General features: G+C 71.9%; 18 protein-coding genes. 4 read left to right on the forward strand and 14 right to left on the reverse strand.

What is annotated here, in order from left to right; genetic code table 11:
* Positions 1–377: 377 nt before the first annotated feature.
* Complete coding sequence (locus ACIQGZ_RS27755) at positions 378–725, forward strand: PRC-barrel domain-containing protein (RefSeq protein WP_402606976.1); 348 nt, start codon at positions 378–380, stop codon at positions 723–725.
* A 128-nt stretch (positions 726–853) separates the two neighbouring features.
* Here ACIQGZ_RS27755 and ACIQGZ_RS27760 read toward each other — a convergent pair whose 3' ends face one another.
* Both ACIQGZ_RS27760 and ACIQGZ_RS27765 read right to left on the reverse strand, forming a co-directional pair.
* On the reverse strand, positions 854–1,189 hold the full coding sequence (locus ACIQGZ_RS27760) for a MiAMP1 family antimicrobial peptide (RefSeq protein WP_402606978.1): 336 nt from the start codon (positions 1,187–1,189) through the stop codon (positions 854–856).
* Between the two features lie 267 nt (positions 1,190–1,456).
* Positions 1,457–1,816 carry a nuclear transport factor 2 family protein gene (locus ACIQGZ_RS27765; protein ID WP_402606980.1) on the reverse strand — a complete coding sequence of 120 codons (360 nt, stop codon included), beginning with the start codon at positions 1,814–1,816 and terminating at the stop codon, positions 1,457–1,459.
* Positions 1,817–1,956: 140 nt separating this feature from the next.
* Here ACIQGZ_RS27765 and ACIQGZ_RS27770 point away from each other — a divergent pair, with 140 nt between their 5' ends.
* Entirely contained in the window at positions 1,957–2,829 is an 873-nt protein-coding gene (locus ACIQGZ_RS27770) for an LLM class F420-dependent oxidoreductase (protein WP_402606983.1), read from the forward strand.
* 16 nt (positions 2,830–2,845) lie between these two features.
* Here the strand turns inward: ACIQGZ_RS27770 and ACIQGZ_RS27775 are convergent, their stop codons facing one another.
* The gene (locus ACIQGZ_RS27775; RefSeq protein WP_402606985.1) at positions 2,846–3,223 is read right to left on the reverse strand and encodes a VOC family protein; all 378 of its coding nucleotides are present in this window, start codon (positions 3,221–3,223) and stop codon (positions 2,846–2,848) included.
* 124 nt (positions 3,224–3,347) lie between these two features.
* Here ACIQGZ_RS27775 and ACIQGZ_RS27780 point away from each other — a divergent pair, with 124 nt between their 5' ends.
* Positions 3,348–3,794, forward strand: coding sequence for a cupin domain-containing protein (locus tag ACIQGZ_RS27780; protein WP_402606988.1), 447 nt, complete (start codon positions 3,348–3,350; stop codon positions 3,792–3,794).
* Between the two features lie 78 nt (positions 3,795–3,872).
* On the opposite strand, the gene ACIQGZ_RS27785 is transcribed toward ACIQGZ_RS27780, so the two are convergent.
* From ACIQGZ_RS27785 to ACIQGZ_RS27830, 10 genes are all read right to left on the reverse strand, one after another.
* The gene (locus tag ACIQGZ_RS27785) at positions 3,873–5,180 is read right to left on the reverse strand and encodes an MFS transporter (RefSeq protein ID WP_402606990.1); all 1,308 of its coding nucleotides are present in this window, start codon (positions 5,178–5,180) and stop codon (positions 3,873–3,875) included.
* 7 nt (positions 5,181–5,187) lie between these two features.
* Entirely contained in the window at positions 5,188–6,075 is an 888-nt protein-coding gene (locus ACIQGZ_RS27790) for an alpha/beta fold hydrolase (protein WP_402606992.1), read from the reverse strand.
* Positions 6,068–9,235 carry an amino acid adenylation domain-containing protein gene (locus tag ACIQGZ_RS27795; protein ID WP_402606994.1) on the reverse strand — a complete coding sequence of 1,056 codons (3,168 nt, stop codon included), beginning with the start codon at positions 9,233–9,235 and terminating at the stop codon, positions 6,068–6,070. Before ACIQGZ_RS27795 ends, ACIQGZ_RS27790 begins: the two co-directional genes overlap by 8 nt.
* Before the next feature lie 220 nt (positions 9,236–9,455).
* Positions 9,456–11,024, reverse strand: coding sequence for a carbamoyltransferase C-terminal domain-containing protein (locus ACIQGZ_RS27800; protein ID WP_402606997.1), 1,569 nt, complete (start codon positions 11,022–11,024; stop codon positions 9,456–9,458).
* A 63-nt stretch (positions 11,025–11,087) separates the two neighbouring features.
* Positions 11,088–12,761: an FAD/NAD(P)-binding protein gene (locus tag ACIQGZ_RS27805; RefSeq protein WP_402606999.1), complete on the reverse strand. Its 1,674-nt coding sequence runs from the start codon at positions 12,759–12,761 to the stop codon at positions 11,088–11,090.
* Positions 12,758–13,762 carry a 2,3-diaminopropionate biosynthesis protein SbnB gene (gene sbnB / locus ACIQGZ_RS27810; protein WP_402607001.1) on the reverse strand — a complete coding sequence of 335 codons (1,005 nt, stop codon included), beginning with the start codon at positions 13,760–13,762 and terminating at the stop codon, positions 12,758–12,760. The genes ACIQGZ_RS27805 and sbnB overlap by 4 nt, the downstream gene beginning before the upstream one ends.
* Positions 13,749–14,741: a 2,3-diaminopropionate biosynthesis protein SbnA gene (sbnA, locus tag ACIQGZ_RS27815; RefSeq protein ID WP_402607004.1), complete on the reverse strand. Its 993-nt coding sequence runs from the start codon at positions 14,739–14,741 to the stop codon at positions 13,749–13,751. The genes sbnB and sbnA overlap by 14 nt, the downstream gene beginning before the upstream one ends.
* A gap of 52 nt (positions 14,742–14,793) precedes the next feature.
* A complete protein-coding gene (carB, locus tag ACIQGZ_RS27820) occupies positions 14,794–18,126 on the reverse strand; it encodes a carbamoyl-phosphate synthase large subunit (RefSeq protein WP_402607007.1) in 3,333 nt (1,110 codons plus the stop codon).
* Positions 18,126–19,250: a glutamine-hydrolyzing carbamoyl-phosphate synthase small subunit gene (carA, locus tag ACIQGZ_RS27825; RefSeq protein WP_402607031.1), complete on the reverse strand. Its 1,125-nt coding sequence runs from the start codon at positions 19,248–19,250 to the stop codon at positions 18,126–18,128. The genes carB and carA overlap by 1 nt, the downstream gene beginning before the upstream one ends.
* Positions 19,251–19,479: 229 nt before the next feature.
* Positions 19,480–20,328 carry a MurR/RpiR family transcriptional regulator gene (locus tag ACIQGZ_RS27830; RefSeq protein ID WP_402607010.1) on the reverse strand — a complete coding sequence of 283 codons (849 nt, stop codon included), beginning with the start codon at positions 20,326–20,328 and terminating at the stop codon, positions 19,480–19,482.
* Between the two features lie 61 nt (positions 20,329–20,389).
* Here ACIQGZ_RS27830 and ACIQGZ_RS27835 point away from each other — a divergent pair, with 61 nt between their 5' ends.
* A complete protein-coding gene (locus ACIQGZ_RS27835) occupies positions 20,390–21,256 on the forward strand; it encodes an EamA family transporter (RefSeq protein WP_402607012.1) in 867 nt (288 codons plus the stop codon).
* Here ACIQGZ_RS27835 and ACIQGZ_RS27840 read toward each other — a convergent pair.
* A complete protein-coding gene (locus ACIQGZ_RS27840; RefSeq protein WP_402607014.1) occupies positions 21,243–21,560 on the reverse strand; it encodes a hypothetical protein in 318 nt (105 codons plus the stop codon). The genes ACIQGZ_RS27835 and ACIQGZ_RS27840 overlap by 14 nt on opposite strands.
* Positions 21,561–21,662 lie beyond the last annotated feature (102 nt).

Consider the following 21,662-nt stretch of genomic DNA (forward strand, 5'->3'; position numbering starts at 1 on the left):
GGGGCCGGGAAGGGCGCGCCGGGCCCACTACCGCCACTCGTAGCCGGGCGCCGATCCGTGACGCACCTCACGCCCCACGACGTGTTTGGCCCGCGTGGGGCGGTGCGCCGCCGGTGGGGAATCGCGGCGCCCCGCTCTGCTTCTGCTCGGCACGAATGCCTGCGGCGCCGGCGGCTGACGTCGATGTGGACGGTGGAAAGACAACGTTGTCAGGGTTGCGTCCGGTCCTGACCCACGGCATGGCCGGCCGTGCGACAGAAGGGAGGACTGCATGCGGCGACCCCGGGTAGCGGCTGACCACGCAGTGCTCGGGCGGCCCGCTCCGGCGGGCCACCGGCCACCGCGACGACAGGCGAACGACGGAAGGAGTCGGCACGGTGAGCGACAACGTATGGGGCTACGGCGCGGACAGCGGCTACACGGCCGGACTCGACCTGACCGGCTACCGGGTGGAAGCCACCGACGGGCACATCGGCAAGGTCGACAAGGCGAGCGAGGAGGTGGACGCGCAGTACCTGGTGGTCGACACCGGCCCGTGGATCTTCGGCAGGCACGTCCTGCTCCCGGCCGGCACGGTCTCCAGCATCGACCGCGACCAGCAGACCGTGTACGTCGCCCGCACCAAGGACGAGATCAAGAACGCGCCGGAGTACGACAGCGACAAGCACAGCGACGACCCCGAGTACCACCAGCAGTACTGGGGCTACTACGGCGGCGCCATCTGACCGGCGTCACCACTCCGGCCGCCGCACGGCGGCGCACTCGTTGCAGCCCCCACCGGACCCGGTGGGGGCTGCAACGAGTACGCCGCGATCGGCCGTCCCGGTGCTGCGGTGGCCGGCTGCGCCGACTGTCAGCAGTGGATGAAGATGCTCCGCCAACCGAAGGGCTGGGTGCTGTGCGAGTCACCCCGGAAGGTGTAGTGGCTGACACCCTGGCAGTTGGGGGAGTTGTACATGGTGGCGTCCTGGCCGGTGTGATGGAACCGGTAGGCCGCACGGAAGTGGGGATCGATGTTGCTGCACCCGCAGGGTGTGATCTCCTTGGCCCGGCCGGTGTCCTGCGGCCCCTCCCAGCTGAGGAAGCTGCTCGCGAAGGCCGTGCTGGCGCCCATGGCCAGCACGGTGGTCAGCGTCAGGGCCGTGACGGCGGCGCGGAGCAGGTGGCGGTTGCGCATGGTGCTCTCCATGGTGCGGAGTGGATGACGTACCGCGACCATTAGGGCATGCTTCGTGACGCACTGTCAGCGGCGGCCGGGAGTGGGCGGAGAGCGCGTGACCGCCGGGGCGCGCCCCGTACGGGAGGTACGCGGCGGGGGTCAGCCGGCGGGCGGCGTGAACAGGCCGAGGACCTCTCGCAGGCACCGCTCGGCAAGCGGCAGCGCCAGGCCGCCCGCCGGGGTGCCTGAGCCGGGGTGCCTGAGCGGCCGCCGCCACCCGGCCTCGTCTCGCGCGCCTCACCCGACGTCGGCGCTCCCCTCCCGGTAGATCTTGGCCGAGGCGATGCGGCCGTCCCGGAACTCGTAGAACCCGGCGATGGAGCAGATCACCTCTTCGCCGTCGACGGTCAGCGTCTCGACCAGCTGGCAGGCGGCCCGGTCCGCGTCCGCCAGCAGGCTCCGCACCACCAGCGTCGGCAGCAGACCGGACATGGCACCGCTGAACAGCTCGGTCAGCTCGGCGCGGCCCCGGACGGTGGTCGAGCCGGTGATCCAGCAGGCGTCCTCGGTGAAGCCGCCGATGAGGGCGTCGACATCCCGGTCGTTGAAGGCACGGACATGGTCATGGACTGCGGCGGCGACAGCTGAATCGATCACGGCCGCAGTCTGCCGTGGCCCCCGCGCCTCCGGTAGCCCCCGCACGGGCCGGCCGGCGCCCGGGGCCGGACGGCGGCCGGCTGGCGCCGCGCCCGCGATGCCGCGACGGTGGAAGTCCCGGAACCGCGAGGTGACCTCCCATGAAGCTGGCCATCCACTTCCCGAACTTCACGCTCCCCGGCGAGCCGCAGTCCCTGCCCGCCGTCCTGACCGCCACCGCCCGCGCCGCCGAGCAGGGCGGCTGTGCGGCGTTCACCCTGATGGACCACTGGTTCCAGATGGAGGCCCGCGCCCCCGCCCAGGACCCGATGCTGGAGGGGTACACCTCTCTCGGCTTCCTGGCCGGCCGCACCGAGCGCATCAAGCTCGGCCTGCTGGTCACCGGTGTCACCTACCGCCATCCCGGGCTGCTGGCCAAGATCGTGACCACCCTGGACGTCCTGTCGGGCGGCCGGGCGGTGCTGGGCATCGGAGCGGCCTGGTACGAGCGCGAGCACCGGGGGCTCGGCGTGCCGTTCCCGCCGGTCGCCGAGCGCTTCGAGCGGTTGGAGGAGGCGTTGCAGATCTGCCGCCGGATGTGGAGCGACGACGACGGGCCGTACGAGGGGCGCCACTACCGGCTCGCGGAGACCATCTGCTCGCCCCGCCCGATCCAGCGCCCCGGGCCGAAGATCCTCATCGGCGGCTCGGGGGAGCGCAAGACCCTGCGGCTGGTCGCGCGGTACGCCGACGCATGCAACCTGTACGCCGACGACCCCGCGGTGGTGGCCCACAAACTCGACGTGCTGGCCGGCCACTGCGAGGCCGAGGGCCGCGACCCCGCCACGATCGCCCGGACCATCATCTGGGGCTCGGCCGACGCGTCGGCCGATGTCGACGCCTTCCTGACCGGCCTGGAGCCGTACGCCAGGCTCGGCATCGACCAGGTCTGGGTCAGCCCGCCCGGCCCCGACCCGGCGGGCTGGGTCGAGCGGCTCACCGAGCAGGCCGTCCCCAGGCTCCGCGACCTCTAGACGGCTGCGCTGACCATCACTCGCGGACCAGGCAGAACGGATGTCCTGCCGGGTCCGCGTAGACCCGCCAGCCGCGCGTGGCGTCCCCGAGGTCGAGCGGTGCGGCGCCCGCCGCGAGGACCTGCTGCTGGGCCCGGTCGAGATCCGGGACGCCCAGGTCGAGGTGGAATTGCTGCGGGTGGTCGGGGTCCGGCCAGCGCGGCGGCCGGTGGTCCGGCGCCCGCTGGAAGGCGAGCACCAGCCCCGAGCCGGTGTGCAGGGTCGACCAGTCGCGGTCGAGCGACCAGCGGGGATCGGGCCGGTCGACCACGCCGCCGAGCAGCGCCTGGTAGAAACGGGCGAGGACCGACACATCGGGGCAGTCCAGCACCACACACTGCACCTTCGCGATCACAAGCGCTCCTCCCGCAGCCCGGCCCGACCGACGCGAGCAGCGTAGATCACCGATCCGCACCGGCGCCCGCAGCCCGGTCCGGGAAAGCCGGCTGACGCCGCATCGGCTGAGCTACCATCAGCGGATGACTGCCGTGGCGATGATCGGACCGGGCGACGCGGAGCCGCTGCGCGCCCCCGCCGGGTCGTACCTGGTGCACCTCTCGGGCGCGCAGACCGGTGGGGCGCTGGCCGTGGTGGAGTACCGCTTCCCGCCCGGCAGCATCGGGGCCGCGCCGCACATCCACCACGGCCACGCCGAGCACTTCCATGTGCTGGAGGGCGAGGTCACCTTCGACCTGGCCGAGGGCGCGAGCACGCTGGGGGCCGGCGGCAGCGTGTCGGTGCCGATCGGCGCCGCCCACGGCTTCCGGAACGCCTCGTCCGACTGGGCGCGCTGCCTCTTCCTGATCACCCCGGCCGGGTACGAGGAGTACTTCCGCGACATCCACCGCGCCCTGGAGGCCGGGGAGCCGCTGGACCCGGACCGGCTGGCCGCGCTGCGCGCCCGGTACGCCACCGACACCCTCTGAACCGGGACGCGCCGGTGGCCCGGTGACGGAGAACGCCACCGGGCCACCGGCACTACCCCGGCCGGGCTCAGGCCAGGACTACGCCGGGTCCGCCGGGACCGGGTCGGTGACCGGCGGCGGGAGGCTGCGCAGCCGGGAGACCGGCGAGAGCATCAGCGCCACCACCACGGCGGCCGAGAAGACCGCCGCCACGATCAGGGCGTTCCTGGCCCCGACCGCGTCCGACAGCAGCCCGGCCGTCAGACCGCCGAGCGCACCGCCACCGAAGAGCAGGGTGCGGAAGCACGCGGTCATCCGGCTCATCATCGACTGCGGCGTGGTGACCTGCCGCAGGCTGACGATGATGACATTGGCGACCCCCAGCCCCAGATAGGTGATGAAGAAGGAGAGCGTCACCAGGGCCGCCATGACCGGCTTCGGCCCTCCGGCCAGCACGATCACCACCGGACCGAGCAGCAGCGCGGTCTGGCAGACGAAGTAGGTCGGACCGAGCGGGAACCGGGCGATCACCCGGCTGGAGAGCACGGCCCCGATCAGGCCGCCCACCGACGCCACGGCGAAGATCGCGCCGAGCGTCGAGGAGCTGAACTCCAGATCGTGCGTCCCGTAGAGCAGGAACATGGTCCACACGGTGATCATCGAGAAGTTGCAGCAGAAGCCGACCAGCGCCAGCCAGCGCAGGATCGGCCGGCGGAACACCCAGTCCAGGCCGTCCCGCAGCTCCCTGAGCACATGCCGCTTGGCGGGCGGCACCGGGCGCTCCTCCCGGGTGCGGATCAGCAGCAGCGAGGTGACCGACACCACGTACGAGAACGCGTCCACCAGCAGCGCCACCGGCGCGGTCAGCACCGACACCAGCACGCCGGCGAGGCCGGGCCCCGCCACGTCCGACGCCGAGGAGCTGACGCCCATCTTGGCGTTGGCCGCGACGAAGTGCTCGGGCTTCTTGACCAGGGTGGGCACGAACGGCATCCAGCTGACGTCGAAGAGGACCGACGCCATGCCGATCGAGCAGGCCAGCACCAGCAGCACCGGCATGTTCAGGGCATGGCACCAGTGCAGCACCGGGATCGCCCCGATCAGCACGATGCGGACCAGGTTGGTCCAGATCATGACCTGCCGGCGGCGGACCCGGTCCACCCAGACGCCGAAGAGCAGCGCGAAGCCGATGTACGGGGCGAGTTGCAGGAACCGCAGGACGCCGACCTGGGTGTCGGTGGCGTCGAAGGAGTAGATCGCGGTCAGCGGCAGTGCCAGATTGGTGACCTGGGTGCCGAGCAGGGAGAGGGTCTCGCCGAGCCAGAACTTCAGGAAGTCCCGGTTCTGCCACAGGCTCTCGGTCGGAGGACCGGTGGCGGTGTCGGCCTCGGGTTCGGTGAGCGGCAACGTGCTCCTACCTCCCACTCTCGGTGTCGACGGCCTGGCCACTCTCGCTGCCGACGGCCTGGCCGCTCTCGCTGCCGAAGGCCTGGCCACTCTCGGTGTCGAGGGTCCGGCGGACGATGCCGCTGAGCGTCAGCAGGCTGTCCCCGCCCCAGATGGAGTGGTGGGTGCTGCCCGGCACGGTGTACAGCTCGGCGGCGGGCAGCTGCCGGGACCAGTCCATGTCCTCGGCCGGGGAGCGCTCCGCCAGGATGTGCGCCGAGTGGCCGTCGTGGCGACCGGTCACATCGATGGAGTAGAAGCCCTCCAGGTGCGCCCGGAACACGTCGTACTGGTCCTCCAGCACGAAGGCGTCCAGCTCCTCCGGCAGCAGCCCGGACTTCTCGACCGCCTCGAAGACGGTCTGCGGGTCGACGTCCTGCGGCCAGTCGGCGAAGAGCGCCGTGAGCTCGGCGGGCACCTCCTCGGACAGGCCCATCATGTCCCGGATGAACCGGATCAGGATGTCCCGCTCCGGCGGCAGCGGCATCGGCACCGGCAGCCCCGCGTCCACCAGGATCAGGCTGGAGACCGCCGCGCCCTGCGCCGTGAGCAGCTTGGTCATCTCGAAGGCCAGCAGGCCGCCCAGCGACCAGCCCAGCAGCCGGTACGGCCCCTCGGGGCGGAAGGCGCGCAGAATCCGGGTGTACTCGGCCGCCAGGTCCGGCAGCGACCGCACCGGAGTGCGGTCGTTGTCGAACCCGGGAGCCTCGAACCCGTACACCGGCTGGTCGTCCCCCAGCACCCGGGAGAGCCCGGCGTAGGAGTACGCCGAGCCGGAGACGGCGTGCACGCAGAACAGCGGCGTGCGGTCGCCCTCGGTCCGCAGCGGCACGATCCGGTCGAGATCCTCAGCCACGGGCCTTCGCCTCGATCAGCTCGTCGATCACGGCGGAGATCCCGCTGAGCGTGGCGTTGCCGTACAGCAGTCGCACACTGATCCGGATCTTGAACGTCTTGTTGATCCGGCTGACCACCCGCAGCGCCTGGAGCGAGTTGCCGCCGACGTCGAAGAAGCTGTCCTCGGCGCCGACCCGGGGCAGCGACAGCACCTGGGCGAAGACCGCGGCGACCTCCGCCTCGGTGGGCGTCCTGGGCTCCAGGAAGTCGCCGCCGCCGCCCTCGTCCGCCGGCTCCGGCAGCGCATTGCGGTTGATCTTCCAACCGTCGTTGTTCATCGGGAACGACTCCAGCGCCACCCACGCGGTGGGCACCATGTACTCCGGCAGCGACTCGGCCAGATGCCGGCGCAGGTCCTCCACGCTCGGCGGCTCGGCCACCGAGGTGTAGTAGCCGACCAGCCGGTTCTCCCCCTGCCGGTCGGGGCGCATCAGCACCACCGCCCGCAGCACCCCCGGGTGGGACTGGAGCGCCGTCTCGATCTCGCCCAGCTCGATGCGCAGGCCGCGCAGCTTGACCTGGTTGTCGATCCGGCCGATGAACTCGATCTGCCCGGCGCCGCTCCAGCGCACCAGGTCACCGCTGCGGTAGACCATGCTGGTCGCGTCGAACGGGTCCTGGATGAACTTCTGCGCCGTCATCTCCGGCTGGTTGAGGTAGCCGCGCGCCAGACCGCCCTCCCGGCCGCCGATCAGCAGCTCGCCGGGCACGCCCTTGGGCACCAGGTTGTTCGACCGGTCCACGATGTAGACCTGCCGGTTCAGCTGGGGGCGGCCGATCGGCGGCGGGGTCTGCCACTCGATGTGCTCGACCTCGTACTCGGTCTGCCCGATCGCGCACTCGGTGGGGCCGTAGAGGTTGAGGTACTTGCGGCCTGGCAGGTTCCACTTGTTGACCAGCTCGGGCGGCAGCACCTCGGCGCCGCCCATCACGTACTTCAGGTCCGGGTACGGCTCGGGGTCCATCACCGACTGCATGGCCGGCGGCAGCCCCGCGTAGGTGACCCGCTGGTCACGCAGCAGCGCGGTCAGCGCCTCCGGCGACTGGGCGTCCTCCGGGGAGACCGCCACCACCGTGCCGCCGACCAGGAACGCCGTCCAGATCTCGCCCTGCGACATGTCGAAGTTGAGCGCCGGCAGCTGGAGCAGCCGGTCCTGCGGCCCCAGGTCGAAGGAGCGCCGGTACGCCTCGCAGAAGAACGACACCGCCCGGTGGGCGATCATCACGCCCTTGGGCGTACCGGTGGACCCCGAGGTGTACAGCACGTACGCCAGCGACTCGCGGGTCGTCCACTCCTCCAGCGGCTCGTCGGCGGGCACCGCCTCCACCGCCGCCCAGTCGCTGTCGATCAGCACCCGCGCCCAGCCGGCCGGCTCGGGCAGCCGGTCGGCCAGCGCGGAGCGGGTCAGCACCACCGGGGCGGCGGTGTCGCGGATCATGTAGTCCAGCCGGCCGGCGGGCAGCTTCGGGTCCATCATGGCGAAGGCGCCGCCGGCCTTGAGGATGCCGGCCATCGCCACGTACGCGTCGAGGTCGCGGTCGATCACGGTCGCGACGACCTGGCCGTGCTTCAGACCCAGCGAGCGCAGGTACCGGGCCAGCCGGTCCGCGCGGCGGTCCAGCTCGGCGTAGGTCAGCTCGACGCCCCGGCAGACCACGGCGACCGCGTCGGGCGTCTCGCGCGCCACCTTCGCCAGGCCGACGTGCAGCGGCTCCTCGGCGTACTCGGCCGGCTCGCCCTTCCCCAGGGCCAGCAGCTCCGCGCGCTCGGCGTCGGTCAGCAGCGGCAGGGTGGAGACCCGCAGCGAGGTGTCACGCACCGCCGCGGTCAGCACCGTCTCGATGTGGTCCAGCAGCGCCCTGATCCGCCACTCGTCGAACAGGTCCTTGGAGTACTCCACGTGCGCGCGCAGCGTGTCACCGGCCTCCACGAAGTCGATCGCCATGTCGAAGCGCGACCCGGTGGAGGCGATGCTCAGCGCCTCCGAGGTGGTGCCGCTGAAGGCCACACCGCCGCCGGAGTTGGCCTCGCCCAGCAGCTGCATCGACACCTGGAACAGCGGGTTGCGGCCGGGCACCCGCTCCGGCTGCACCCGGTCCACGATCAGGTGGAACGGGACCTCCTGGTGCTCGTACAGGTCCAGGTTGGCGTCGAGGGTCCGCTCCAGCAGCTCGGCGAAGTCCGGGTCGCCGGACAGGTCGGAGCGCAGCACCACCATGTTGACGAAGAGGCCGACCACCTCCTCCAGCTCGGCATCCGTCCGGCCGACCATCGGCACCCCGATCGGGATGTCCTCCTGGCCGGTGTAGCGGCTCAGCACCACGTTGAGCGCCGCCGCCAGCACCATGTACAGCGAGACGCCGTGCTCCTTGGCCAGCGCCCGCGCCTGCTTCAGCAGCTCCGGCGGGTACGGCCGGATCACCGAGTCGGCGCCCCGGCTCGGCTTGGCCGGGCGCGGCCGGTCGGTGGGCAGCTCCAGCGTGGGCAGGTCGGCCAGCTTCTCGGCCCAGAAGTCCAGCTCCTCGCGCAGGGTCTCGCCCTGCATGGTGGCGCGCTGCTCCCGGGCCACGTCCAGGTAGCTGGCGCCGGGGCCGAACTCCGGCTCGCGGCCCTCCAGCAGCGCGGCGTACGCCACCGTCAGCTCGTTGTTGACCACACCGGAGGACCAGCCGTCGGTCACGATGTGGTGCAGGTTCTGTAGGAACACATGGTGGTCGTCGGCGAGCCTCACCACGCGGTACCGGTACAGCGGCCCCTGCTGGAGGTCGAACGGCAGGTTCGACAGCTCGTCCAGCGCCTCCTGGACGGCCCGCTGCTGCCCCTGCTCGTCCAGCCCGGTGCGGTCCAGCACCGGCAGCTCGACCTCGGCGGGCGGCGGCGACACCACCTGGTACGGGGCGCCGTCCTCGGCGTGGACCGTGACGCGCAGCGCCTCGTGCCGTGCCACGACCAGGGTGATGCTGCGCTGGAGCAGGTCGATGCGCAGCGGCCCGCGCAGCCGCGCGGCGAGCAGGATGTTGTACACCGTCGCGCCCGGAGTTAACTGGTCGAGGAACCAGAGCTGCTCCTGACCGAAGGACAGCGGCGTTCGAGTGCGGTCTTCTGTGGAGATGGTCATCAGGCGACTCTCTGATCGGTGGAACGGTGTTCCGAGGGGGCGGTATCCAGGGGGAGGGCAGGTACGGGGCACGGCGGGGCCGGCCGGGGCGCCAACAGCCCAGCACTTGCCGTGGCCGCACCCCGGTGGGGCGCGGCGACGGCAAGTGCTGTTCGCGGACCGGGCCGGTCAGGCCGGGGGCGCCGCGGGACGGGTCATGACTTCCGGGTGAACTCCTCGCTCAGCCCTTCCGGGGTGTGATGAACGTGTCATTCACAACGTAGCCGTCCAGGCCGTGCTCCTCCCCGTACTTGAGCAGATCGCTGGTCGTATTGATGAACCCGCGGCCGGAGAAGTTCAGCGAGGTGTTGCACAGGACGCTGAAGCCGGTGATGTCGCGGAAGGCCACCAGCAGGTCGGCGATCCCGGGGTTGCGCTCATGGGTGACCGTCTGGGTGCGGGCGGAGCCGTCGACGTGGGTGACCGCCTTCAGCTCCTCGGAGGTGACCCGGTTGAAGAACAGCATGTACGGGTCGTGGACCGAGCCGACGAACCACTTGTCGGCGTCCGACTCCAGGGCGATCGGGGCGATCGGCCGGTAGCCCTCGCGCTGCTTGATGGTGTTGAGCCGGACCGTGGTCTCCGTGGTGAACGGCGCGGCCAGGATCGACCGGTTGCCGAGCGCGCGCGGCCCCATCTCGTAGCGCCCCCGGGCCCAGGCGATGATGTTGCCCTGCTCCAGGTAGCGGGCCACCTCGGCGGAGTTCAGCGGCCGGGTCTCGTACCGGGCCGGGTCGGGCTCGATGTCGTGGACGAACTCCTCGCCCGCGTACACGTCCCAGTCGATGGCCGCCGAACCGGTGTGGTACCACTGCGCGTCGATGGCCGTGCCCAGCGCCGCACCGCTGTCGTTGGGGCACGGCGGCACGAACACCGACTCGAACAGGCCGCTCTCCCGCATCTGGGCGTTCCAGTTGCAGTTCAGGCCGCAGCCGCCGGAGATCAGCAGCGGCAGGCCCTCGGTGAGGTTCTTCGCGGCGTAGTCGTAGAACCGCTCGAAGATCGCCTGGGAGTGCTTCAGCGACAGGTTGCGGTACTCCTGCGACTCCACCCCGGCGTTGTAGATGTGCGACCAGCTCATCTCGTCCTTGGAGACCCCGAGGATGATGCCTTCCTGCTTGAGGATGAAGTCGATGGTCTCCTGCTCCGCCTTGGTCATCGGCGTGTCCTCGGCGAAGGCGGTCAGCGCCATCTGCTTGCCCGCGTCGCTGTAGCGGAAGAAGCCCTTGCCGACCGGGAACTTCGGGTCGGCCAGCGCGAAGAGGTACGCGTACTTGTTGCCGGGGTCGGTCATCACGTGCTTGAGATGGGTGACCTGGCCCGACTCGTCGATGCGGTAGAAGGAGCCGATGCTGCCCTCCCACACCAGCGCGTAGTGCGGCTTGCCCGCGGCGCCCGGGGACATGCCGTACCCGGTCATGATGTGCGAGCGCTCGTGGGTGGAGGAGAAGATCCGGACGTCCTTGCCGAAGTACTTGCCCGCCTCGTCGGTGATCGAGCCCTCACCGACGCCGAAGTAGCCGGCGCGGGTGGGCGGCTCGACGGAATGGAAGCCCTTGACCCAGCCGCTGAGCGCGACCACGTCGGGCACCCGGTCCAGCATGCCGGCCGCCCGGGTGATCACCTCGGCGGTCAGCCGGTCGTACCGGGGGTAGTTGTCCTTCTCCGCCTCAAGGGCGAAGAGCAGCTTGCCGTCCTCGATAGCGACGACTCCGCCGTCGTGCCCCTCTTTGAAACCCAGGATCAGCATGGTGGTATGAGCCTTCCTTCGGGGAGATGGGTTGCTGCTGGTGCCCCGCCGGACACCGGTCCGTCACCGCGACCGGGGATCGCGCCCGGGGGTTCCGACGGCCCGTCCGGTGCCGAGCACCGGGGTCAGGGCGCGGTCCAGGTCGGTCAGGGCGCGGGACCAGACGCCCGGTGACGGCACGTAGTGGTTGTAGTAGCTGGCCCCCTCGGCGGGCGGCCCGAAGACCGCGACCGCCCTGACCGCCCCGGCGCCGTCGGCCGGGACGACGAACCCGTCGCGGTCCAGCCGCAGCGCCCCGCCGGGCCCGGACGCGGCCCAGCCGCGCAGCGAGCCGGCGATCGGGTCCAACTCGTCGTCGACCAGCGGCCAGTCGAGGTTGGCCCGCAGCAGCAGGTCGACCTCGACCCGGTGCGGCCGGTCCAGCGCGGTGGAGCTGAGCGTCCAGCCGCCGTCGCGCCGGGTCAGCCGGGGGCTCGGGCCGGGACCCGGCACCACGACCCCGGCGTCGATCAGCTGGAGCAGCTCATGGATGCGCTCCTTCTGCGGGCCGATCACCGTCCGGTTGACCAGCGGCACGTACTCGGCCATGAAGTAGCGGTGCGACTCCGCCGTCAGCCCCGGCGGGTCCACCGCCGCGCGCAGCGACTCGCGGTGGTCGCGCAGGATCTCCAGCGCCTCCTTGACCACGCTCGCACCGAGGCCCCGCTCGGCCTCCGCCAGATCCGCCCGCGCCTGCTCCACCACGGTCCGTACGTAGTGCGGATAGCTCTCGGCGCGCTGCGGATCGGACCGCAGCAGCCGCTCGACGGTCTCGACCTCCGCCGCACTCGCCCCGGCCATCCGCCCCAGCGCCTCGCGGTGGACCAGCGGCTCGACGTCGCGGCGGAAGTCCAGCAGGCCGTCCTCGGTCCGCTCGCGCAGCGCCGCGACCGCCTCCGGCGTGAGGTGCACGGCGGGCGCCGGGCGCCGCTGCGCCGTGGTGGCCGGGCGGGCGCAGGGCAGCCGCCCGGTGCGGTTGGCCAGCACGATGTGCGGTTCGCGCCCCGACGGCAGATAGCCGTCCTCACGGAACTCGCCGCCGCGCCCCACGGTCAGCGCCGCGATCAGGTCCATCGCGGTCAGCCCGGTGCCGAGCACCGCGACGGTGGCGGCGTCGGGGACCAGGTCGGCCTGGTCCGGCAGCGGGTACGGGACACTTACCATGCCGTCCGCGACGGCCGGCGGGCGCAGCGCGAGGCCGTGGCCGGTGGTGACGACGGCCAGGTCCGCGCGGTGCTCGGTGCCGTCGGCGAGCGTGACGAGCGCGCCGGCCGCGTCCTGGCGCACCGCGACGGCGGTGGCGGGCAGGTGCTGGACGGTCAGCCGCTCCGGCGCCCGCTCCCGCAGCTCGCCGGCCGCCCACTGGAGGTACTCGCCCAGCAGCCGCCGGGGCAGGAAGTCGTCGAACCGCACCTGGTGCTTCCGCTCGCCGCACCACTGGAAGAAGCTCGGCCCGCGCGTCACCGGCGCGCCCGGCGTCATCCGCTCGTCGGAGAAGATGGTCAGCTGCGAGGCGATGGTGTTCAGCAGCAGGTAGTCCGGCTGCTTGACCCGGTGGATGCCCACGCCCAGCTCGCCGGGCTCGATGAGCAGCAGCTCGATCGGCGGACCGTCCAGCCGCGCGTGGCTGACCACCCGCTCCAGGACGGACAGCCCGCGCGGGCCGACGCCTATCACCGCTATCCGCACGGTGGTCACCAGCGCCTCGTCTCGCCGAAGAAGTCCGGGATCTCCAGCGAGAGCCCCTGCTCCCGGGCGGTGGCCAGGACGAAGTCCCCGACCGCGAGGTCCAGCACGCCCAGGCCGAACGGCGAGAACAGCACCCCGCGGTCGCCCTTCGGCTCGTTGCGGCCCCGCAGTACGTCGGCCAGCGTGCCGTTGACGAAGTCCCGGCCGCCGCTGGCCTGTTCCGCCAGGTGGGGGGAGGTGTTGGCCTTCATGCAGTGCTCGACGTCGTCGAAGTAGTTCTCGGCGGCGAGGACCACGGCGGGCTCGAAGTCCCGCAGCGAGATGTTCAGCGCCAGCTGGCCGGGGCGCAGCAGCTGCCCGATGTACGGGGTGCCGGCCGTGGTGGTGGTCACCACCGTCTGCGCCGCCAGGGCGGCCTCCAGGCCGTCGACCGGGCGGGCGTCCAACTCCAGCTCCTCGGCGGCGAACCGGGCCAGGCTCTGCGCCGACTCGGCGTGCAGGTCGAAGACCTCCAGCCGTTCGACGGGGTAGCCGGTGGCGACCAGGTAGCGCAGCACCGTCCTGGCGATGATCCCGGCGCCGATGAACGCCACCCGGCCGTCCGGCGGTGCGTACCGGGCGAAGGCGCGCGCCGCCACGGCCGCCGAGGCCGCCGTGCGGACCGCGCTGATGGTGGCCGCCTCCAGCAGCGCCTTGGGGTAGCCGGTGGCGTAGTCGTTGAGGACCAGCACCGCCGAGGCGCGCGGGATGCCGTCGGCCACGTTCCCCGGGAAGCTGGAGATCCACTTGATGCCGACGGCCCGGTCCTCGGGCAGCTCGATCGTGGCGGGCAGCGCGATGATGCGCGCCTCCGGCTTCTGCGGGAAGCGCAGGAAGTAGCTGTCCGGGTTGACGGTCAGACCGTCGTCGTGCCGCAGATAGGCGTCCTCCACCAGGTCGACGACCCGCGCGGCGGCGGTGTCCAGGATGTCCTTGACGACTTTTCCGGGGACCACGTCAAACGAGAACATCGAGCTCCTCCTTGGGTGATTCATCGGTGTCCGGTGCCCGGTCCAGCCCCCGGGCGGCGACCCAGTCGTCGTCGTACACGGAGTTGAGGTAGCGCTCGCCCATGTCCGGGGCGAGGGCCACCACCGTCTCGTCCGGCCCGATGAACGCCGCCTGGCGCCGCACGGCGGCCAGCACGGTGCCGGTGGAGCCGCCCGCCAGCAGCCCGGCGCTCCTGGCCAGCCAGCGGCACTCGCGCACCGTCTCCCACTCCGGGACCATCACGACCTCGTCCGGGGCGTAGCTGTCCAGCACCGGGGACCGCCGGCTGACGCCCAGCCCCGGGATGTGCCGGACGCCGGGCTCGGACGCGAAGTTGACCGACCCGACGGTGTCGACGGCGACGATCCGGGTCTGCGGGCTGCGGCGGCGGAAGTAGTCGACGCAGCCCATCAGCGTGCCGCCGGTGCCCACCCCCAGGAAGAGGTGGTCGACGGTGCGGAACGCCTTGAGGATGGCCGGTGCGGTGGCCTGCTCATGCGCCGACGGATTACCGGGATTGGCGTACTGGTTGAGCCAGTACAGCTCCTTCTCGGCGGCCAGCCGCTGCTGGATGTAGGCGATCCGGGTACCCAGGTAGCCGCCGTTGGCGTCCCGCTCCCGGACCACCACGACCTCCGCTCCCAGCGCCCGCATGATGGCGACGGCGGTCGCATTGGAATTCGGGTCGGTGACACAGGTCAATGCGTAGTCGTTCGCCGCGCAGATGACGGCGAGCGCGATTCCCAGATTTCCCGAGGTCGATTCGATGAGCCGCGCCCGGCTCATGTCCGCCCCGGAGTTCTCCGCCGCCTGCACGAGCCCCCGGGCGGTCTTCATCTTGATGGATCCGCCGGGATTGAAGCCCTCGACCTTGAAGAACAACCGGTTGAGACTTCCGACACCGGACACTTTGAGGAATATGTCGTCCAGGACGAGATCGTAGACACGATCAGCGATCAACGTGATCTCCGGGAACTGGTAGGAAGGTGCCTCGGCGGCGGGCCGTGCGCGCTCAGTCCGCCGGATGCCACCCGGCGGGGCGGCGAGCCTGTGTCTCCTGGAGGGAGGCGACGCCGAATTCGAGCTTGTGCCGGGCCCTGATCGCCCTGGCCACCGCCAGCAGTCCGGGAGCGGTCGTGACATAGGGGACGGCGTACTGGGCGGCCGCGGTGCGGACCGCGCGGTCGATGGCCCGGTCCGCACCGCCCGCCGGCAGGCTGACGACCAGGTCCAGCTCATGGTCCCGGATCCAGCCGGCGGCCTGGGCGGGGGAGTGCGGCTCGGCCGCGTCCGGCTCGAAGCCGGCCCGCGCCAGCAGCTGCCCGGTCCGCGCCTCGGCGGTCACCTCGAAGCCGAGGCCGCGCAGTGTGCGCAGCGCGGGCACCACCGTCGCCAGCCGCTCGGGCGCCGCCGAGACATAGACCCGGCCCGACAGCGGCGGCGGGGAGCCGGCCGCCGTGAGCGCCTTGGCGAAGGCGACGTCGAAGCTGGCGTCGATCCCCATCACCTCGCCGGTGGACTTCATCTCCGGCCCCAGCGCGCTGTCCACGCCACCGTCCGGGCCACCGTCCGGGCCGCCGTCCGCGCGGGTGCGGAAGCGGTGGAACGGCAGCACCACGCACTTGACCGCGATCGGCGCCCCCGGGCGCGGACTCGCCCCGTCGCCCCGGGCCGGCAGCAGCCCCTCGGCGCGCAGCTGCGCCACGGAGGCGCCCAGCATCACCCGGGCGCCCGCCTTGGCCAGCGGCACACCGGTCGCCTTGGAGACGAACGGCACCGTACGACTGGCCCTCGGATTGGCCTCCAGGACGTAGTAGACGTCGTCCTTCAGCGCGAACTGCACATTCAGCAGGCCCCGGACGCCCAGCCCGGCGGCGATGGCCTCGGTGTGCGCGCGCACCGTCTCGATGTCGGTCCGGCCGAGGGTGAGCGGCGGCAGCGCGCAGGAGGAGTCACCGGAGTGGACCCCGGCCTCCTCGATGTGCTCCATCACGCCGCCGAGGTAGACCTCGGTCCCGTCGCAGAGCGCGTCGACGTCGATCTCGATCGCGTCCACCAGGAACTCGTCCACCAGGACCGGGGAATCGGCGCGGACCTCGGTGGCGTGCCGCAGATAGGCCGCCAACGCCGCCTCGTCGTGGACGATCTCCATGCCCCGCCCGCCCAGGACGTACGAGGGACGCACCATCACCGGGTAGCCGATCCGGTCCGCGACCGCCTTGGCCTGCGTGAAGGACGCCGCCACCCCGTGGCGCGGCGCCGCCAGCCCCGCCGCCGCCAGCACCTCGGCGAACGCCCCCCGGTCCTCGGCCAGCCGGATCGCCTCCGGGGAGGTGCCGGCGATGGGCAGCCCGGCGTCGGCCAGCCGCTGCGCCAGCTTCAGCGGGGTCTGCCCGCCCAGCTGCACGATGACGGCGGCCACCTCGCCGGTGGCGCTCTCCGCCCGGTGGACCTCCAGGATGTCCTCGAAGGTCAGCGGCTCGAAGTACAGCCGGTCGGAGGTGTCGTAGTCGGTGGAGACCGTCTCCGGGTTGCAGTTGACCATCACCGTCTCGTAGCCCGCCGACCGCAGGACCAGCGACGCGTGGACGCAGGAGTAGTCGAACTCGATGCCCTGGCCGATCCGGTTGGGCCCGGAGCCGACGATGAGCACCTTGGGCCTCGGCTCGCGCTGCGCGCCGACCTCCGACTCCGCCGCCGGGTCCAGCTCGTGGGCCGAGTAGTGGTACGGCGTTGTCGCGGCGAACTCGGCGGCGCAGGTGTCCACCGTCTTGTACACCGGCCGCACGCCCAACCGGTCGCGCAGCGCCCGTACGCCGTCCTCGCCGCCGGCCTCCGGGCGCAGCGCGGCGATCTGGCGGTCCGACAGCCCGGAGCCCTTGGCCCGGCGCAGCAGCTCCTCGTCCAGCGGGCCGGGGCGCAGCAGCTCCGCGCGCAGCTCCACCAGGGAGAGGATCTGGTCGAGGAACCACGGGTCGATGCCCGACGCCTCGTGCACCTGCTCGACGCTCGCGCCCAGCCGCAGCGCCCGTTCGACGGTGTAGAGCCGGCCGTCGTGCGGGGTGCGCAGCGCCGCCAGCACGCCGTCCAGGGTGGTGCCCTCGGGGTCGGGCACCGTCCAGAAGCCGGCCGCCGCGGTCTCCGTGGAGCGCAGTGCCTTGCCCAGCGCCTCGCGGAAGGTGCGGCCGATCGACATCACCTCGCCGACCGACTTCATGGTGGTGGTCAGGGTCTGGTCCGCCTCGGGGAACTTCTCGAACGCGAACCGGGGGACCTTGATCGCGACGTAGTCCAGGGCGGGTTCGAAGCTGGCGGGCGTCTCACCGGTGATGTCGTTGGGGATCTCGTCCAGCGTGTAGCCGATCGCCAGCTTGGCGGCGATCTTGGCGATCGGGAACCCGGTCGCCTTGGACGCCAGCGCCGAGGAGCGCGACACCCTGGGGTTCATCTCGATGACCACCAGCGCGCCGGTCTCGGGATGGACGGCGAACTGGACGTTGCAGCCGCCGGTGGCCACGCCGACCGCGCGCAGCACCGCGATCCCCACATCGCGCATCCGCTGGTACTCGCGGTCGGTGAGCGTCAGCGCCGGCGCCACCGTCACCGAGTCGCCGGTGTGCACGCCCATCGGGTCGATGTTCTCGATCGAGCAGACCACCACGACGTTGTCGTTGCGGTCACGCATCAATTCGAGCTCGTACTCCTTCCAACCGAGGACGCTCTCCTCGACGAGCACCTCGCCCACCGGGCTCTCGGCCAGCCCGGTGGCGGCCAGCGTCTCCAACTCCTCGGCGGTGCGGGCCAGTCCGGAGCCCAGGCCGCCCATGGTGAAGGAGGGCCGGATCACCACCGGCAGGCCCAGCTCCGCGACGGTCGCCCGGACCTCCTCGACCGTGGTGCACACCGCGCTGCGCGGGGTGTCGGCGCCGACCGAGGCCACGATGTCCTTGAAGCGCTGGCGGTCCTCGCCCCGGGCGATGGCCTCGACGTCCGCGCCGATCAGCTCGACGCCGTACTTCTCCAGCACATTGCGCTCGTGCAGCGCGACCGCGCAGTTGAGGGCGGTCTGCCCGCCGAGGGTGGCCAGGATCGCGTCCGGCCGCTCCAGGGCGATGACCTTCTCCACGAACTCCGGGGTGATCGGCTCGATGTAGGTGGCGTCGGCGAACTCGGGGTCGGTCATGATGGTCGCCGGGTTGGAGTTGATCAGAGTGACGCGCAGTCCCTCCTCGCGCAGCACCCGACAGGCCTGGGTGCCCGAGTAGTCGAACTCGCAAGCCTGTCCGATCACGATCGGTCCGGAACCGATCACCAGGACATGTCGTAGATCCGTGCGTCTGGGCATCAGCTGGCTTCACCCATCAGGCTGACGAAGTCGTCGAAGAGCGAAGCCGCGTCATGCGGCCCGGCCGCGGCCTCGGGGTGGTACTGCACGGAGAAGGCCGGCACATCCAGGCACCGCAGGCCCTCCACCGCGCCGTCGTTCAGGCAGTGGTGCGACACCAGTGCCGCGCCGTAGGGGCTGTCGAACCGCTCCCCGGGCTCCCCCTCCACGGCGAAGCCGTGGTTCTGCGCCGTGATCGACACCCGGCCGGTCGCCGAGTCGACCACCGGGATGTTGGTCCCGCGGTGGCCGTAGCGCATCTTGTACGTGGGCCGGCCGAGCGCCCGGCCGAGGATCTGGTTGCCGAAGCAGATGCCGAACAGCGGGATGCGGCGCTCCAGCACCGCCCTGGCCAGCTCGACCGCCGGCGTCATCGCGGCCGGATCGCCCGGCCCGTTGGACAGGAACACCCCGTCCGGTTCGAGGGCCATCAATCGGTCCGGCGAGCAGGAGGCCGGCAGTACATGGGACTCGATTCCGCGCGCGGCCAGCATCCGCAGCGTGTTGGCCTTCACCCCCAGGTCCAGCACCGCCACCCGGAACCGGGCGGTGCCGACCGCCGGACGCACATAGGGCTCCGCCGTGCTGACCCGGGACGCCAGCTCGGCGCCGGCCATCACCGGACCCGCCTGCACCAGCGCGGTCATCTCCGCCGGGCCGGTCAGCGCGTCGCCGGAGAACACTCCGGCCCGCATCGCCCCCCGCTCGCGCAGACGCCGGGTCAGCGACCGGGTGTCGACACCGGTCACCCCGACGATTCCCTGCCGCGCGAGTTCCTCCCCGAGCCCGCGCCGCGACCGCCAGTTCGACGCCCGGCGTGAGGCATCCCGGACCACATAACCGGCCACCTGAATCCGGGCCGATTCGCCGTCCTCGTCGTTCCACCCCGTGTTGCCGATCTGCGGGGCCGTCTGCACCACGATCTGCCCGTGGTACGAAGGATCAGTCAACGTCTCCTGGTAGCCGGTCATTCCGGTGCAGAAGACGGCCTCTCCAAAAGAACTGCCGATCGCGCCGAATGCCCGTCCCGATAAGATCGTTCCGTCTTCCAGAACTAAAGCGGCGCGCACTGTGGACGTATCCACAGCCCCCCCTCTGAGCTGCCGACAGGAATAAATCCGGATGCAGTTCGAACGGTGGCGGAAGCGCTGTCCGCCAAGAGGAGACACTATTTGCAGATGGTGGATGTGGCAAGAGCCATTGTGAGTTGGTGCCAAAGGATATTACTGGGGCTGGTGTGACTGGAGTGAGCTGCCGGACCGGGCCGCCCCCTGTCCCCACCTGCCCCACCTGCCGCTCCGTTCACGGGCCGGGTCAGTAGGCGTGGTCGGCGGTGACGTCCGCCGACAGGTGCAGGGCCTCCTCGGCGGCGGGGCCGCGCAGCGCCAGCAGGGTCAGCGCCAGCGCGTCGACGACGGCGAGGTGGGCGATGCGGCTGGCGGTGGTCTCCAGGCCGAAGACGAGGTCCTGACCGCCGGCCAGGAGCAGATGGGTGCTGGTCTCGCTGAGGGGTGACCGGGCGTAGCTGGTGAGCCCGATCACCGCGGCCCCGGCCAGGCGGGCGCGCCGGGCGGCGTCGACGGTGCTGCGGGTGGCCCCGGTGTGGCTGATCGCCAGGCACACGCCGCCGGCGGGCAGCCCGGCGGCGGCCAGCTGGGCGGTGAGCGGGTCGGGGGGCGCGTCGACGGCCGAGCCCAGGGCGCGCAGCCGGTAGGCGGCGTCGGCGGCCACGGCGCCGGACAGCCCGGCGGCGGCCACCACGACGCGGGGCGCGGTGTGCAGCGCGGCGGCGGCGGCGCGCAACTGGTCCAGGGCGAGCGTGGTGGCCACGCCGTCGAGGGCTTCGTGCGTGGCGCGCAGGGTGTCGGCCAGCGCCCGAGCGGCGGCGTCCTGCTCCCGGGGCGGCGCGGGCCGGGGCGTCTGGCGGGCGGCGGCGATCTTCAGTTCCTGGTAGCCGCGGAAGCCCAGGCGCTGGCAGGCGCGGACCACGGAGGACGGCGCGGTGCCGGCCAGGGCGGCGACATCGCTGACGCTCAGGTGCACCAGGGCGGCCCCCTGGTCAAGGACCACCTGGGCCACCCGGGCCTCGGTCTCGCGCAGTTCCGGCAGGTGGGCGCGGATATGGGCGGCGAGCTGCCGCTCGGCTGTGGAACTCTTTTCCATGAGGTTATCGTAGCGCGGAACTCAGTTCCAGACATGTCCGCCGCACATGAGGAGATCCCGCATGCCCGACATCCCTTCAGGCGGCGCGGCCGTATCCGCGGCCGTCCTCACCGCAGCCGTCCTCCACGCGGTGTGGAACGCGCTGGCCCACCGCATCCACGACAAGCTGATCGGCTTCGCGCTGATCAACCTCGCGTACACCGGCTGCGCCGCCGTCCTGGTCTGCCTCACCCCGCTGCCCGACGCACGGGCCTGGCCGTTCATCGCGGTGTCCGCCGCGCTGGAGGTGCTGTCCCAGCTGTTCCTGCTGCGCGCCTACCAGCTCGGGGACTTCGGCCAGATGTACCCGATCGCTCGGGGCACCGCGCCGCTGCTGGTCGCGGTGGCCTCCGTCACCGTCCTGGACCGGCCGGTGTCGGCCGCGGAACTCACCGGCGTGCTGGTGGTCTCCTGCGGCCTGGCCGGCCTGGCGCTGGCCGACGGCATCCCCGGGCGCGCCCAACTGCCCGCCCTGGCCGCAGCCGTGGCGACCGGCGTCGTCATCGCCTCGTACACGGTGATCGACGGCACCGGCGTACGGCACTCCGGCACCGTGGCCGGGTACATCGCCTGGCTGTTCCTGTGCCAGGGGCCCGTACTGCCGCTGATCGCCTGGCTGCGGCGCGGCCCCGCGCTGCTCGACGGGCTCAGGCCGGTCTGCGGCGTCGGGCTGGCCGGCGGCGTGCTGTCGCTGCTGGCGTACGGCCTGGTGATCTGGGCGCAGGCGCACGGTGACCTGGCGTCCGTCGCCGCGCTGCGCGAGACCAGCATCCTGATCGCCGCGCTGATCGCCACCCTGCTGTTCCGGGAGCGCTTCGGCCGCCTGCGGCTGACCGCGAGCGCCGCCGTCCTCACCGGCATCGCGGTCCTCGAACTCACCCACCCCTGAGCCGGGCGGCCCCGGGCGGAGGCGGCGGACGGGCCGCGTCCGCGCCCGGACGGCTCAGGGCGAGGGCGGGGGCGGGGGAGAGCCGGGCGGGACCGGCGTCGGAGCTACCGGGGGCCGAGATACCGGCATCCGGTCGGGGCCACGGGTCGCGTGCGCGGCGCACCGTGTACGCGACCAGGACGACCGCCAGGCTGCCGAGGCTGGTGAACAACTGGGTGCACTGGTCGCCGATCACCGCCATGGCCACCAGCACGGCGGCGAAGCCGGCCGGCACCACCCAGGTCAGGTACGGGAAGAGCCACATCAGCCGGCCGACGGTGCATCCGGCCCACGGTCCGATGGCGGTGCGGGCGTAGTCGAAGCGCCGCCGTCGAAGGACCCCGCGCCGGTCGCCCCTCCAGGTCGG

It is taken from the genome of Streptomyces sp. NPDC092296 (assembly GCF_044755465.1).
GTDB lineage: Bacteria > Actinomycetota > Actinomycetes > Streptomycetales > Streptomycetaceae > Peterkaempfera.